General features: G+C 37.7%; 13 protein-coding genes. 5 read left to right on the top strand and 8 right to left on the bottom strand.

Translation table 11 applies throughout. The annotated features are described in order from the left end of the window. Positions 1-42: 42 nt before the first annotated feature. From B0M43_RS13725 to B0M43_RS24750, 7 genes are all read right to left on the bottom strand, one after another. Complete coding sequence (locus B0M43_RS13725) at positions 43-1,050, bottom strand: bestrophin family protein (RefSeq protein ID WP_078008873.1); 1,008 nt, start codon at positions 1,048-1,050, stop codon at positions 43-45. 39 nt (positions 1,051-1,089) lie between these two features. Next, positions 1,090-1,533, bottom strand: coding sequence for a carboxymuconolactone decarboxylase family protein (locus B0M43_RS13720; protein ID WP_078008874.1), 444 nt, complete (start codon positions 1,531-1,533; stop codon positions 1,090-1,092). Positions 1,534-1,615: 82 nt separating this feature from the next. Next, positions 1,616-1,972: a YciI family protein gene (locus B0M43_RS13715; protein ID WP_065447621.1), complete on the bottom strand. Its 357-nt coding sequence runs from the start codon at positions 1,970-1,972 to the stop codon at positions 1,616-1,618. Positions 1,973-2,014: 42 nt separating this feature from the next. Next, positions 2,015-2,206: a hypothetical protein gene (locus B0M43_RS13710; RefSeq protein ID WP_065447620.1), complete on the bottom strand. Its 192-nt coding sequence runs from the start codon at positions 2,204-2,206 to the stop codon at positions 2,015-2,017. 48 nt (positions 2,207-2,254) lie between these two features. Further along, the gene (locus B0M43_RS13705) at positions 2,255-3,136 is read right to left on the bottom strand and encodes a pirin family protein (RefSeq protein ID WP_078008875.1); all 882 of its coding nucleotides are present in this window, start codon (positions 3,134-3,136) and stop codon (positions 2,255-2,257) included. 208 nt (positions 3,137-3,344) lie between these two features. Continuing rightward, complete coding sequence (locus B0M43_RS13700) at positions 3,345-4,100, bottom strand: SDR family oxidoreductase (RefSeq protein ID WP_065447619.1); 756 nt, start codon at positions 4,098-4,100, stop codon at positions 3,345-3,347. 259 nt (positions 4,101-4,359) lie between these two features. Beyond that, entirely contained in the window at positions 4,360-6,996 is a 2,637-nt protein-coding gene (locus B0M43_RS24750; protein WP_246860118.1) for a sigma 54-interacting transcriptional regulator, read from the bottom strand. 194 nt (positions 6,997-7,190) lie between these two features. Here B0M43_RS24750 and B0M43_RS13690 point away from each other — a divergent pair, with 194 nt between their 5' ends. The 5 genes from B0M43_RS13690 (at position 7,191) to B0M43_RS13670 (ending at position 12,515) form a co-directional block, all read left to right on the top strand. Further along, a complete protein-coding gene (locus B0M43_RS13690) occupies positions 7,191-8,186 on the top strand; it encodes an SDR family NAD(P)-dependent oxidoreductase (protein WP_078008876.1) in 996 nt (331 codons plus the stop codon). A 30-nt stretch (positions 8,187-8,216) separates the two neighbouring features. Next, a complete protein-coding gene (locus tag B0M43_RS13685) occupies positions 8,217-9,035 on the top strand; it encodes an AraC family transcriptional regulator (protein WP_078008877.1) in 819 nt (272 codons plus the stop codon). Between the two features lie 877 nt (positions 9,036-9,912). Further along, a complete protein-coding gene (locus tag B0M43_RS13680; RefSeq protein ID WP_078008879.1) occupies positions 9,913-10,779 on the top strand; it encodes a chromate resistance protein ChrB domain-containing protein in 867 nt (288 codons plus the stop codon). A gap of 63 nt (positions 10,780-10,842) precedes the next feature. Continuing rightward, complete coding sequence (locus B0M43_RS13675) at positions 10,843-11,334, top strand: hypothetical protein (protein WP_078008880.1); 492 nt, start codon at positions 10,843-10,845, stop codon at positions 11,332-11,334. Positions 11,335-11,345: 11 nt separating this feature from the next. Then, entirely contained in the window at positions 11,346-12,515 is a 1,170-nt protein-coding gene (locus B0M43_RS13670; protein WP_078008881.1) for a chromate transporter, read from the top strand. Between the two features lie 904 nt (positions 12,516-13,419). Here B0M43_RS13670 and B0M43_RS13665 read toward each other — a convergent pair. Next, positions 13,420-15,078 (bottom strand): arylsulfatase, encoded by a 1,659-nt coding sequence (locus B0M43_RS13665; RefSeq protein ID WP_078008882.1) that lies wholly within the window; start codon positions 15,076-15,078, stop codon positions 13,420-13,422. Between the last annotated feature and the right edge of the window lie 362 nt (positions 15,079-15,440).

Genomic DNA, 15,440 nt, shown 5'->3' with positions numbered 1-15,440 from the left:
AACAGCATTGATTTTATGCTGAAGATTGGTAAATAAAATTCTTTATAAAATAATATTATGCTGTGGCTGAGGAGTTTCAGGCAAATTAATTTCTCCCAAAATTTCCCTAAGGTCAATTTCTGCTACTTTGCATATTTTAGAAATCGGAACATCATTGGCATTTCCTTCAAAAGGGTTTTCTGTACTCTCACCCACTTGTCCTAAAGATGTATACATCCAGGAAATAATAACACTAAACGGAATGACAAGCCAAACCATATTTCCGCGCATTATTCCGCCAATACTTTCATTGAGTTTATCAAATTCCTTTAATAATCCGAATGGAAGCAAAAAACAAAACAAGCGAACCAGCAACGTATTAATAATGGCATATTGTCTGGGATAAGGAGAATCTTTTAGTTGCTCGCTTCTGCCCTGTTGTGTGTAAAAATCTTTTATTGTTCTTTGAAAATCAACAAACTGAAGCACTACAATTTCCTGGTTATTATATAACTCTTTCAATGTTTTACTTTGCAACGCCATAATTTGAGTCGCTTTATTTTTTGTTTTTACAATGTATTGCAATTCATCTTCAGAAAGAAATTTAGACAACTCTTCCTGAAGACTAATTTCATTTTCGGGGATTACATAATAGTGTTGGTATTCTGTATTGTGTTTTCTTCGGGTTGTTTCCCACACGCGAAACGAGCGCATTTCATAACGCAGAGCGGTGAGCCAGGCAATATGTCTGTAAACAAGTAATTTGGTTTTCTCAGAATCATTCAAAAAGTCCCTGCTCATAATTCCCCAAGATCGGCTTGTGCTTAAAATTGAGGTCCATGTCTGATGCGCTTCGAGGGTTCGGTTGTAGGTTTGCGTATTTTTAAAACCAACAATAAATGCCGTCGCAGTTCCTAGTAACGCTACAACTGTCCAGGAAATACCAAGCCATTTTAGTTCTAGAATTTGATATAAAACCGTTGGAATCAAGCTCATTATAATTAACAGGTAAATGCTTTTTCTTGTCCAGACAATAAATTCTAATAGTTTGTATGATTTTCCTGTGTACATTTTTTAATATTAAATTGAATAATAAAATAGGATTTACTATTAGAATTTGGGCTGCATCTTAAAACCAACTCCAATTCGGTTCCAGGTATTGATCACGGTTGCGGCCATGATTATTTTTACGGTATCATTATCTCCAAATAAAGCTATACATTTTGAGTACAATTCCTCTGAAAGCCCCTTTTCATGTATCAATGTAATAGCTTCCGTAACTTGTAAAATAAGCTGTTCTTTTTCTGAGAAATGATTTTCAGCTTCTCTCCAAACTCCTACCAAAGTAATTTTTCTGGCATCGATTCCTAATTCAAGGGCATCGTACGTATGTTTATCCAGGCAAAATGCACAGCCGTTTAAATGGGAAGCGCTAATTTTAATCAGCTCCTGATACCATTTATCCAGACCAGATTCTTTAATTGCTTTATCTAATTCGGTTAATACCTTAAAACCTTCAGGAAATGTTTTTCCTATAATTAATCTTGAACTCATGATTTTTTGATTTAATGGTTGTATTTAATTTGATAAAAAATAAGCATGCCTTACTTTTCCAGACATGCCTATTTAATTTTGTCTATGCCACCGGAATTGACATACGAACCTCTACAATAGCTCCGTACTGAATAATTGGACAGGCTTCTGCGATTTTTACCGCTTCGTCATAGTCATTGGATCTAATCAGGAATAAACCTCCAATTGATTCTTTTCCGTGACCATAAGGCCCTTCGGTAATATGATTTCCCATTTTGGTATGTTTAATCACTCTTCCGTCTAAATCCCAACGTTTTGGCGGCGCAACTAATTTATCCTGAGCTGCAATTCCTGCAATCCAATCCTGATAAGGTTTGATGGCTTCTTTCATTTGCTGCGGAGTTGGTACTGGTTTTTCGCTTGTTAGATCTCTGTGGATCACTACTAAAAATTCTTGCATAATAATTGTATTTAAGATTTATAAATAATTGTTTGTTTATTTTTAAAATATAGAAGCGTAATCGTCCTCTTCGCGATCCTCAAAAGGTTGCTCTTTCATATGGAGCGTTTCATCCAGTAATTCGCTTCCGTCGTCTAAATCATGGTGATGTAAATCAAATTCACTTTCTGATTTACTGCTGTAACCGGCTTGTTTTGACAAACCCAGTAATTGCAAAATATTAACAAGTCTCATAATCCACTTATTTTAATATTAATAATTTTTTTATTTTCTGAAGTCTGTTTAGGCAATTGGCTGAATCACTTTTCTGGATTCGCCTTCCATTTCAATAAACCCCATTTTGCCGTTTTTATAATTTTCAAGGGCATTTGATAGTGCTTCTTGGGAATCCATAACCATTGCTCCTTTTGAGAATAAGGTTTCATTTAAAGGCTTTGCGGAAATCAGGATAAATTGACAATTGGTTATGGCGATAAATTTTAAAGACTCATCATAATCAGAATGCGCTGCTGAGATTACCATACCTTCTTCAAGTTCGGTGGTGGCCTGATTGGTTATAAAGTCAAAATAACCTTCAATAACAATTATGGTTCCTGACCACTGCGCAGGAAGAACGTGAGAAAACTCTTTTCCTGCTTCTAAAAAAACATGCAGCATGGTAAGTTCCTCAGGAGTCTCAATTTTATTAATTACATCTCCGCTTTTACCACAAACGACTCTTACACGAACGCCCTCTTCTATTATTTCAGGTATTTGAGACTGGTCGATAAAAACACTTTTAGGGGCTTGCTGTTTTTTTGCTGCCGGAATATTGACGAACAATTGTAAGCCTTCAACAGTAGCGCCGTCAGGAACAGGAAATTCAGAATGCACTACACCTTTTCCGGCGTAGGTCCAAAGTAAACTGCCCGGAGTTATGACAACATTATTACCAAGAGAATCGATACTGTGATACGGCGCAGAATTTTCAAAAACGTAGCTTATAGCCGACATTCCTGCGTGTGGATGTGGTCCGAAAATATCATGTTTCAATTCAAAATGATCAAAACCTATGATGGGATCCATCAGTCCGTCAAAGTCTTTTGATCTTGCTTTTCTGGCAAAAAATTGCTCATCTCCCTGTACTTCGAGGGTGATTACTGTTGATAAAACTAACTTGTTCATAATATTTGATTTAAGAGGTTAAAATTGCACCGCTGACCATTGAGTTGTCGTGTTGCTGATCAGATTTTCGCAAATAATTACGCTGACGTAGGGATTTTAATATGCACGAACGGGTGGAAAGTGCATGCCCATTACAACCGCCTCGACAAACTGCCTACCCGTCATCTTCGTTTCAACGGGCATCGAAGCCATTTATAATTTAATTTGATTATGCTCTTTGTGGACGGTTAGGAAACCACTGTTCAAAAGTGATGCTGCCCAATTGCGCTGTAGATGCCGGAACTAGCGTAAGTTCTTCAAGAGGTGCTCCAAAATATAAAGCTTTCTCATCTGAAATGACCTGAAGAGGATCACTGGTTTTTGTTAAATAAGTCTGTAAAAGTTCTGAAAGTTTAAAACGTTCCGGGCCTCCAATTTCAACAATTCCGTTGGATGGATTTCCAAGTGCAAGATCAACTACCATTGAAGCAACATCTTCTGAAGCGATTGGCTGAATTTTTGCCGGAGAAATAGTAACACTTCCGCCTTCATGTGCAGAAGCTACAATTCCGCCAAGAAATTCCATAAATTGTGTAGAGTGAATAATAGTAAAAGGAACTCCTGCTTTTTTGATTAAATTTTCCTGAGCTTGTTTTGCTCTAAAATAACCGCTTTGCTGCAAACGATCTGTTCCTACTACCGAAAGTGCAATATGATGTTTGACGCCTGCATTAATTTCTGCTGCCAAAAGATTTCTGCCCGAAGTCTCGAAAAACTCCAAAACTTCTTTATCTGCAAATGATGGAGAATTTGCCAGATCAATTACGATATCTGTATTAGTGACTGCTTCTGCAAGTCCTTCACCTGTAATGGTGTTAATACCTGTAGAAGGTGCTGCTGATATTACGTTGTGTCCCTGATCACGTAATTTGTTTACTACTTTTGATCCAATTAATCCTGTTCCGCCAATTACTAAAATTTTCATGATGTCTGTTTTAAATTGTTATAAATGATTTTCATTTTCATTTAGTAATAGCCAATTTACGTACCATTCAGTTAATACACTATAAATCAATAACTTATACATGTATTCAGATTTAAAACTTCCCTTTACAAAGGGAAATCATTTTAACTTTCACTGTATATAGTGAAAAATTAAATTTGATATCATATAAGTTTTGTACTTAAAATAATAATGCCCATTACTTAGTTGTAATGGGCATTATTTTAGGATGGTTAGGTATTTAAAAGTATTCTGATTTGGTAATGAGAAGTTTTTTCATTTTCGAATGAAGTGTATTTCCCGGGATGTTCAAAACTTCAGCAGCACCTCCGGCTCCTGAAATTTTGCCGTTGCATCTTTTTAGTGCATTAATAATAAACAAACGCTCCATTTCTTCTAATGATTTATTGAAGATATTTTCTTCGGCATCATTTTTATCTGTTTTTTTAGGAAGATATACTTCGCGCAAAACAGAATCTGTAGTCATAAGAACGCTTCTCTCTATAAGATGTTCCAGTTCCCGCACATTTCCAGGCCATAAATAACTATGCAATTGCTGCATTGCTTTTGGCGCAATACGGTTTATATTTTTGCCATTATATTTATTGTATTTGGCTACAAAAAAATTAGCGAGTGCTTCTACATCTTCCATCCTTTCGCGAAGTGAGGGTAGATAAATAGGAAAAACATTTAATCTGTAAAACAGATCCGAACGGAAACGCCCACCTTCAGCTTCTTCTTCGAGGTTACGATTGGTTGCCGCTATAATTCTGACATCGACTTTTATGGTATCCTTTCCTCCTACACGTTCTAATTCGCGTTCCTGAATGACACGCAGTAATTTTACCTGAGCTTCCAATGGCATTTCTCCAATTTCATCTAAAAATAAAGTACTGTTATTGGCCAGTTCAAACTTACCTAATCTTCTTTCTGTTGCTCCGGTGAAAGCTCCCTTTTCATGTCCGAATAATTCGCTCTCAATTAAATTTGCCGGCATTGCAGCACAGTTCACTTTAATCATCAATTTATCCTTTCTTTGGGATGCATTATGAATGGCCCGGGCAATTAATTCTTTTCCGGTTCCTGTCTCTCCAAGAATTAAAACCGTCGAATTAGATTCAGCTACCAGAGACATTAAGTGATATACCTTCTGCATTTGTTTACCGCTTCCTATAATCTCGCTAAAATTATATATGTTTTTGATTTGTTCTTTCAAATAAACATTTTCATGTTCCAGCTGTTGTTTGTACAACAGAAGTTTTTCATTAGCCTGAATATTAGCAATTGCAACTGAAATTTGGGAACAAATTCCTTTTAATACCGAAGGGTCCAGTTTATCTGCCAAAAGCCACATGGTCGCAACATTTGAATTTCCAACTTTGAGTAATGCTCCATAAGCATTTTCAAAACCAACTTTCTTCCAGAGTTGTGCAAAACCTGAATTAGTTAGCCGTAATTCCTCTTCAACATTAAAAACAACCGGACTGCCACTTTTTATTACCTGAGCTGTATAAGGCTCATGTATATCGAGTTTTATTGCCGTCATTTTATCAAAATCTATTTCTGCTTTTTCAAAAAGTGTTTTGTCAAACATATAAGGGCTCAAACCTATTCCGTCATTATCAAAAACATTCAACATAGCCAATTTAGTACTCAAAAGGTCTCGCAGTACATTTATTATCGCAAGCTGTAAATCTTCTTTGGTTCGAACTCCTGCAATTTCGTTACTAAAATGCAGTAAAACGGATTGCTCGTTATTTTTGTTTTCTAATAATTCATTGGCTATAATATTTGACATGGCAGTAGAAATTTGCGAACAAATTCCCTGTAATAACGAAATATTAATTTCTTCGATAGCAAGCCACAACATGCCTAATATACTGTCTCCATTTCGAAGCGCAATCCCTACCATTCTTTTAAACCCCAAATTCTTCCAAAAGAAAAGATATGGCGCTGTTATGCCACGATCTATTTCGATATCTACATTAAATAATAACGGGATATAACTATCAAGAACTCTATTTTGTAAACCATCATCGATAGGAAATTTTTGTTCGAGCAATTCTTGTAAAAAAGGATCTTCATTTGTGGTAATACTTTCATCGTATATGTAAGTACTCAACGAATTTCCGTCATCATTTAATTTTCGAATCACATAACCACGCAACGGATTGATTCCTTTTAATGCCCTCCGAACTGCAAGCGACAGATCTTGTTTGTTTCTAACTTCTGAAATATCATTACTAAAATCAAGCAGGAATGATTTTTCCTGCTCTTTTTTCTGCAGTTCTTCATTTTTAATAATATTAGAAACAGCAATGGAAAGCTGTGGCGCAATACCTTTAATAATATTTCGAAACTCTGTAGTAAAACTATCAGTTCTATTTGAATAAACATGAATAAAACCAAGTGGCTTATCTTCAATCCATAGAGTTGCCATTAAAATTTCCCTAATACCGCCTTCATAACTCACCTGTAAAAAGGAAGGACTTTTAGGATTATCTTTAACTTCTTCAAGTAAAAAAGAAATGGGATTTTCAGCATCAAGAACTGCTTTTATAAAAGGTTCATTAAGCGTAAAATGCTTTTTTTGCAATTTGGCATATGCCTCTTTTTCCAATATCTCATCAGCAGCAGTATCTAATAAAAACCCTTTGTAGGTTTTATCTCTATCATCAATCAATGTCACTACTGTATGAGTAAAGTAATAAAGACTTTTTATTCGTTTAGACAATAAAAAAATCAAATCTTTTTTTTCTCTGACTCTTGTAATGTCTTTCCCTAATTCTAATAAGATGGCTCCTTCATTGTGCAAAAGCTCATTTTGAGAAGTCTCTGCACCAGTACTTATATCTTGGGTTGATTTTGCTTTTTTCATTGTCTATAAACATCATAAAACTGATACAAAATCAGTTTGAAATAGTTAATGCTATAAATGTAGTAATATTAAACACATTGACCAGTACTTTTTTAATTCGGACTTTTAAACAAAGAATAATAAGACGTTTAAACAAAGTCACTGCTTCCTGTATCATCTAATTTTGTCCTGTTAAACAATTTAAATTTTAAAAAATGGAACAGAATAATTTTCAAGGGAAATTGCAGAAAGCTACAGGTTCCGGATTTGATGCGAAATCTACCTCAAAAGAAGTTATAAACGGAATTGATCTCACCGGAAAAATTGCTATTGTAACGGGAGGAAATACAGGCATTGGTCTGGAAACCGTTAAAACACTTGCAGGGGCAGGCTCAATTGTCATTGTGCCGGCCAGAGATGTAGAGAAAGCGAAAAGAAATCTCGACGGAATTGCCAATGTAATAATAGAAAAAATGGATTTAATGAATCCCGGTTCTATTGATGCTTTTGCTGAAAAGTTTTTGCATTCAGGAAGACCGCTTCATCTGCTCATTAACAATGCAGGTATCATGTGGGTGCCGCTGCGCAGGGATAAAAGGGGCTATGAATCGCAGCTGGCCACCAATTATCTGGCGCTGTTTCAGCTCACGGCAAGATTATGGCCTGCCCTAAAAAAAGCAAATGGCGCAAGAGTGGTAAATGTTTCTTCGGGAGGGCATCAATTTTCTGATTTTGATTTTAAGGATCCTAATTTTCTAAATAGAGAGTATGAAACTTTACAGGGATACGGACAGTCAAAAACTGCGGTTAATCTTTTCTCACTGGAATTGGACACACGAGCGAAAGCCTCTAATGTGCGAAGCTATTCATTATGCCCGGGCGCTGTCGCAGAAACTGAATTAGCGCGAGAAGCACCAATTGACTTGTTCCAAAAACTAGGTTACAGTGATGCTGAAGGAAACATATTGCCTGAAGTTGCAGCCTCATTAAAAACAATTCCACAAGGCGCAGCCACAACAATTTGGGCTGCCACAAGCGAACTGCTCAAGGATATTGGCGGAGTTTATTGTGAAAATGCAGATATAGCTTCTTTAAATTCAAATGAAAAAATTATTGGAGGTATTAAACCATATTCATTAGATGAAAAAAATGCAAAACGTTTATGGAAATTAAGCGAGGAGATGACCGGAATAAATTTCGATCTAAGTTAATATTTGTATCTTTATAGCACACAAGCAATTATGGACTATCAGGTAAATTACATAAACCCGGACATCAAACTTTCCAATTACAGTGGTAAGTTATTTAAAACGGAAGCCGCTTTTAATGATCATCTGCTTGTGTGGTTAATTTCTGGTGAAACCAAAATTATCCAGGCAGATGAAAGTTTTGTATTTGGCCCGGGCAGTACTTTTTTAATTCCCAGAAATCAATTGGCGACAATCATTAATATTACAAAAGATGGATTGCCCCACAAAGCAGTTGCGATGCATTTAACGGCTAAAAGGCTTCGTGAATTTTATGATCACCAAAATGCAAAACTAAAAACTGCCTTACCAAAAATTTTCAGTTTTCATAGACATCCATTATTGGAAAGCTGCTTAGCTTCGCTGATTCCGTATTTTGAAATGCAGGACAATTTTCCGGAAAATATCGCTTCGTTGAAAATTACAGAAGCCATTTCAATACTTCGAACTATTGACCAGGATATTGACGCTATACTGGCAAACTTTGACGAACCCGACAAGATTGATTTAATTGCTTTTATGGAGAAGAACTTTATGTTTAATATGCCTTTGGAAAAGTTTGGCTATTTAACAGGCCGAAGTCTGACCACTTTTAAACGGGATTTTCATAAGGCTTTCAATAGTACACCACAACGATGGCTAACCAAAAAAAGATTGGAATTTGCACATTATAAGCTTACAGAAAAAAACAAAAATCCTGTTGAAATTTATTATGAGACAGGATTTGAAAATTTGTCTCATTTTTCCTTTGCGTTCAAAAAACAGTTTGGTTACTCCCCAACTGAATTGCAAAAAATAAATAAAAACTATTAAAGTGTTACCTATTAATGTCCTTTTTAAAAACGAGTGTATTGCCTTCAAATTTTCCATAATAAGTTATGGAAGTTTTTTACATCAAATAAATTATTCCGTAACTTTCCATCAATCCCCAACAAGACATCCAAAATAAATTCATAAAGCCAAAAAAAGACACACGCTACACGTAGTATGACAATCTTGTCAAATCGTCCATAAATTTTATAGAATTTTGCCCTGTTCCTCTCACAAACAAGCCAAATGGCGTCAATTGAAGACAATTGGAGCCATTTTTTTTATAATCTCGCTTATTTTTATTAGTCTAAAGAGCCGGGCTCTCCAGCAGCCCTAGCCCCGATAGCAGTGGAAATCCTTTTGTGCCGTTGTTCGGCACAAAAGATTGTAACGGATAGCGGGAAAAAGCTCCAAAAAATAATAATAAACCAAAAAAGATACAACCAAAAATTACCACAAGCACCACCGTAATTCCCAAAACCCGATCAAAGACCCAAAACGCGCAGCCAAAAACACCCAGCCCTTATGACCCGCAGCACCCTTATAAGGAACCCGACAGCGACCCCAAAGACATAACCGGGAAAGACATAGAAAAAGACCTTATAGAGAATGACCCTTCAAAGATGTCCCAAACGGATATGGATACTCAACAATGAGAATGAAAGTAACACTTTTGAGACCATCGAACCAGATCAGGATAATCCAGTCAAGAAGGAGTTCGAAATTGGCCAGCCTGGAAATGAGGCGCTAAAAGACGATGATCATGCCAAACCAATCAAGCTTTTGTCTGCACCCCACCCTAACTAAAAGTACTAAAGAATAAAAAATGTAAATTAGCCAATATTTACAATAGTATCATCCTTAAGATTGGTTACATATTATGAAATGGATTACAAGAGAAAGACCTAAAATTGACCGTATTGCCTGCCCCTGGCTCATAAAGAAATTGGTTGACAGGGAGGCTGAATTTATTTACGTTCCTTACAGTCAAGTCTTAATAAAGGCCAAGGAGCTGGATGCTATTCCTTTTGATATTCCTGATGTGGAATTTACCCATTATAAGGAACAGTGCACTTTTGATTATATCGTTAAAAAATATAAAATTGATGATCCTGCTATACACATTATAGCAGGGATTGTCCGGGGTGCAGACACAGACAGACATGACATTGCAACAGAATCATCCGGGCTTTGGGCGATTTCAGCCGGGCTTTCTTATAATATTACCGATGACTATAAATTATTGGAAAGCGGAATGGTCATATATGATGCGCTGTATAGCTGGGCTACCCATCTGCATAAGCAAAACCATCTTCAAAACAGTCCTTTTGAGAATCTCCTGCATGAGGTTTACAATAAATTTTTAAACGAAAAAAAATCAAATAAAAAAACACCTTCCTGGGTAAAGGAACTTAAAGAAATTATTCAGGATCAGATTGACACCCAGTTTACCTTCGATTTAAAACAAATTTCAAATGATCTTGAATTAAACCCATCTTATTTGTCCAGAGAGTTCTCCAAGTATTTTGAAGACCTGAATTTTGGGGATTATATTCGAAAACTGCGAATTGAAAAAGCAATTCATCTTATTGAAAATTCGTCCTATACACTCACTGAAATAGCCTACATGACCGGCTTTTCAGACCAAAGTCATTTTACAAGGATTTTCAAGCTTCAGACTGGGAAAAATCCATCCTCATACCGAAAAAAAACACAAAAAAGTAAACCAGATACAAAAAGTAAATAACCTTCTATTTCTATCGGTTTGGTCTATATAGCTTTGTTGTTCGAAACAAAACTATTCATTGTAATGAAACCAACGCTACTTTTTGCATTGCTGTTTATAAGCACAGCTGTCTTTTCTCAGGAAACCTATCCAAAAATCACAGGATATTTTGGAATTTACCATCCTATTGTTACAACCTCCAGCGAGCAGACCAATTTAAACTTCAGGGATTATTATGCAGTGGGCTTTCCAACGGGAATCAATATCTGGAAAAGCTCCAAAATAGGTTTCTCTTTTGAAATCGTTCCCAATATCAGGGTTCAGGGCGCAAGTGATAAAGTAACCAATATCGTATTTCATCCGGGCGTTTTAGTGGCTTTGGGAAAAGGCTACACTTTTGCCGGAAGACTGGCTTTTGAAAGCGGGGGCAGATATGGTTTTACACCCGTTCTGAACAAAACGGTTATAAAAAACAAAAACAGCAGCTACTTCCTGGCTGTACCCCTGCCCGTTCGTTTTGGAAATGATCATCCCGCAACCTTTACTGCCGGTCTGCAATTTGGAATTGCTTTTTAAAATATCATGTAATGGAAGAAAATCAAAAATACAGCTTACGATCCCTGGTGCTTTATTTCTTAAAACTGGGTACTATTGGTTTTGGCGGTCCCGTTGCTTTGGTAAGCTATATGCACAAGGATCTGGTAGAAGACAGAAAATGGATTTCAGAAGAACAGTACAGAGAAGGCTTGGCACTTGCGCAACTGGCCCCGGGTCCTTTGGCAGCGCAACTGGGAATCTATCTTGGATTTGTACATTACCGAATTCTTGGCGCCACACTGGTGGGATTTGCATTTGTACTGCCCTCTTTTATAATGGTTGTTTTACTGGGAATCGTATATAAATTGTATGGGGGGCTTTCATGGATACAAGCCGTTTTCTATGGGGTTGGTGCCGCCGTTATTGGAATTATAGCCCTGAGTTCCTATAAGCTAACTTTGAAATCTATTGGTAAATTCAATTTAGAATCCTTTAAATCAAAATGGCTGTTATGGCTGTTTTTCTTTCTGGCTGTAATCATCACATTTCTGACAGAACAGGAACAGGTATTATTGTTTATTGCTGCAGGTCTATTGTATATGATCCTCAAAGCGCCGCCTAAATGGTGGAATGGGAAAACCGTAAACTCAATAGTGCTGCTACAGGTTGGCTTTTGGAACTATGAAAGCACAACGCTCACAAAAATCGCCGTTTTCTTTGCCAAAGCCGGTACTTTTGTTTTTGGAAGCGGACTGGCAATTGTTCCGTTTCTGCATTCAGGAGTAGTAGTCGAAAACCAATGGCTGACCGAGCAGCAATTTCTGGATGCAGTAGCGGTAGCCATGATCACGCCAGGCCCTGTTGTAATCACTGTAGGGTTTATTGGTTATCTGGTCAACGGGTTCCTTGGGGCATTAGTGGCGGCGCTGGCAACATTTCTGCCTTGTTATCTCTTTACAATTGCAATGGCACCTTCATTTAAAAAAATTGCACAAAATAAACCTGTCAAAGCATTTGTAGATGGTATTACTGCAGCAGTTGTAGGTGCGTTAGTGGGATCAGTGATAGTAATTGCCAAAAGAAGCATTATAGATATCCCAACTCTGCTTATTGCTTTTTCAAGTATTTTAGCTTTGATATATATAAAGAAAATTCAGGAACCGTATATTATTCTTATAGCCGCTATTTTAGGTATTATAATAAAATCAGTAATAATATGAACAGAAGACTTTTTAAAATCGGGTACTCTTTTTGGTGCAGCAGCACTGGTACTTCCAACAACCAATGCTTTTTCAAAAAATTTAGCTGATAACAGTATTGATCTATTAATAGATACAAACAGTAATTGTATTTACCAGATTCTTCTATAGTCCCGTCGAGATCACTACAGCCAATTGGCGCCAATTGAAGGCAATTAGGACCTTCTTTTACTTAAAGAATTTTTAATCTATACATTAGTGAATTTTTTATTTTCGTTTCATCTTTATAAGACATAAAAGCCAGAAAAATATTTTATTTATTGCAGCGCTTATAAATTAGAAATACAATAATTGGCTTCAAATATACTTTCTCCAAAACAAAATTGGGCTCTCCAGCAGCCCTAGCCCCGATAGAAGTAGAAATCCTTTGTGCCGGGGTTCGGCACAAAAGATTACTTCACTATACTTTTATTTTATTGGAGTTCAGTGAACTTCGTTTGCAACGGATAGCGGGAAAAAGCTCCTAAAAAACAATATCAAACCCAAAAAGATACAACAAAAAATTACCACAAGCACCACCGTAATTCCCAAAACCAAACCAAAGACCCAAAAACCACAGCCAAAAACACCCAACCCCTATGACCCGCAGAACCCTTATAAGGAACCCCAAAGCGGCCCCAAAGACATAACCGGAAAGGACATAGAAAAGGGCCTTATAGAGAATACCCCTTTAAAGGGGTATTTTAAAAAAGAGCCAATGACTTAAAAATAAGTCAATTGGCCCTTCCATGAAACAGTTACTAAATTACAAAATTAAAGCGGTATTGCAAGGCTTAAAAATGTTAGTTTAAGAAAAACAATATCTTACCAATTTAAGGTTTTAAATCAACCGTCCCTTTTATTTAATCAGGCACCATTATACATATTATTTCCTTACTGCATTTTGCTGCTGGGAACGGATCATCTTGATCTGGTCCTTAACGTTCTCGCTTATTGCATTAATGGAGAAACTCGCCGGATCCTGGCTTGGCGGATAGGTAACAAAGGATTCCAAAAACACGGCCCCTTTCTGAATGCCTTCCGCTACGATATACATCTTTGTTCCCCACCATTTCTCATATACAAAAGAAGTTATATCGGCCCTTTCGTAAGGGTCCTGGCGCAGGTTAAATAATTTAGGCACCCGAAGCGGGGTGAACGGATTTGCCCATATACCAAAACCGCCCTGGGTTCTCTGCTCCTGAAAAACGATCTTCCAGTCGTTCATCCTCATCGATACAAGCTCGGCATCATCGTTAAAATAATAAAATTCGCTTCGTGCAGATTTCGGCTGCTGCCCGGTCAGGTACGGCAGCTGATTGAAGCCGTCCAGGTGCACTTTGAAAGTGCTGCCCTGTGCTTTATAGCTTGTCAAAAGTTTTTCCTTTATGGCAGGCTCTCCGGCCGCTGCCAGCACTGTAGGGAACCAGTCGAGTCCTGAGAGGATTTCATTGGATATCCTTCCCGCCGCAATATGCCCGGGCCAGCGTACAAATGCAGGCACACGAAAAGCGCCTTCCCAGTTGGAGTCTTTCTCGCTCCTGAAGGGGGACATGGCCGCATCGGGCCAGCTGAACATGTTGGGCCCGTTATCGGTTGTATAGATCACAATGGTATTCTCTGCAATTCCCAGATCATCGAGCGCCTTGAGTATTAGCCCTACATCCCCGTCATGCTCCAGCATACCGTCGGCATATTCATTGTCGGGCATACCGCTTTTCCCGCGCAGTGATTCGCGAACATGGGTAAAGGCATGCATACGGGTGGCATTCATCCAGCAGAAAAAGGGCTTTTTATCGGCATTTTGCCTTTTAATGAAATCAATAGCGGCTGCAAAAGTCTCATCATCTATGGTTTCCATGCGTTTTTTGGTCAGGGGTCCTGAATCTTCAATGGTTTGTTTGCCTACCTTTCCAAAACGGGGATCAACAGTCGGGTCATCGCGGTCTGTGGCTTTGCATTTGAGCACTCCCCTTACCATATAGGATTTTACAAATGCTGAATCCTTATAAGGGTAACTAGGATCTTCGGGCTCTTCTTCTGCATTGAGATGGTACAGGTTTCCGAAGAATTCATCAAAACCGTGTACTGTCGGCAGGTACTTGTTGAGATCCCCCAAATGGTTTTTGCCGAATTGTCCTGTCGCATATCCCAAAGGTTTGAGCGCCTGCGCGATCGTGATGTCACGGGCCTGCAGGCCAATTGGGGCGCCTGGCATACCGACTTTAGATAATCCGGTACGATAACAGCTTTGTCCGGTAATGAGCGTCGAGCGCCCGGCCGTACAGCTGTTCTCGGCATAGTAGTCGGTAAACATAGTTCCTTCTTTTCCCAGACGATCAATGTTTGGGGTCTGGTATCCTACGAGCCCGTGGGTATAGGCACTAATGTTGGACTGCCCGATATCATCGCCAAAAATTATCAAAATATTTGGTTTCTTAGCCGTTTGGGCTTCTGCCCGCTGGGGGAGAATTGCGCTAGTAAAGAATATAATTACTATGGCAAAAATTTGACTGGAGATTTTAAATGTTTTTTTAAGTTCCATGGAATACTAATTTAAGGGTTTAGACATCAGTATATAAATTGAGTGATACAAATAAACCAATTGGCATTCTAAATTAAAGATTAACAGCCTGATATAGCATTTTAAAATAAAAAACATGTTCCAAATTATAATATGAAACATGTTTAAGAGATCTTATGAGCTATTAACAGCACTCATCAATAAAATAGCCACTGCTAATCCTTAAAAAAATATTAATTGATTTAAATAAATTAAAAGTTATCAAGTTTGAATGCGCAGTTATCCAATACAAAATAGGGCTCTCTGGGAGGCGCTAGCCCCGATAGCAGTGGAAATCCTTTTGTGCCGGTGTTCGGCACAAAAGATTGGAACGTATAGCGGGA

Origin of the sequence: Flavobacterium sp. KBS0721 (assembly GCF_002007065.3) — a bacterium.
Lineage (GTDB): Bacteria > Bacteroidota > Bacteroidia > Flavobacteriales > Flavobacteriaceae > Flavobacterium > Flavobacterium piscis.
This window is presented reverse-complemented; position numbering and strand designations above follow the sequence as displayed.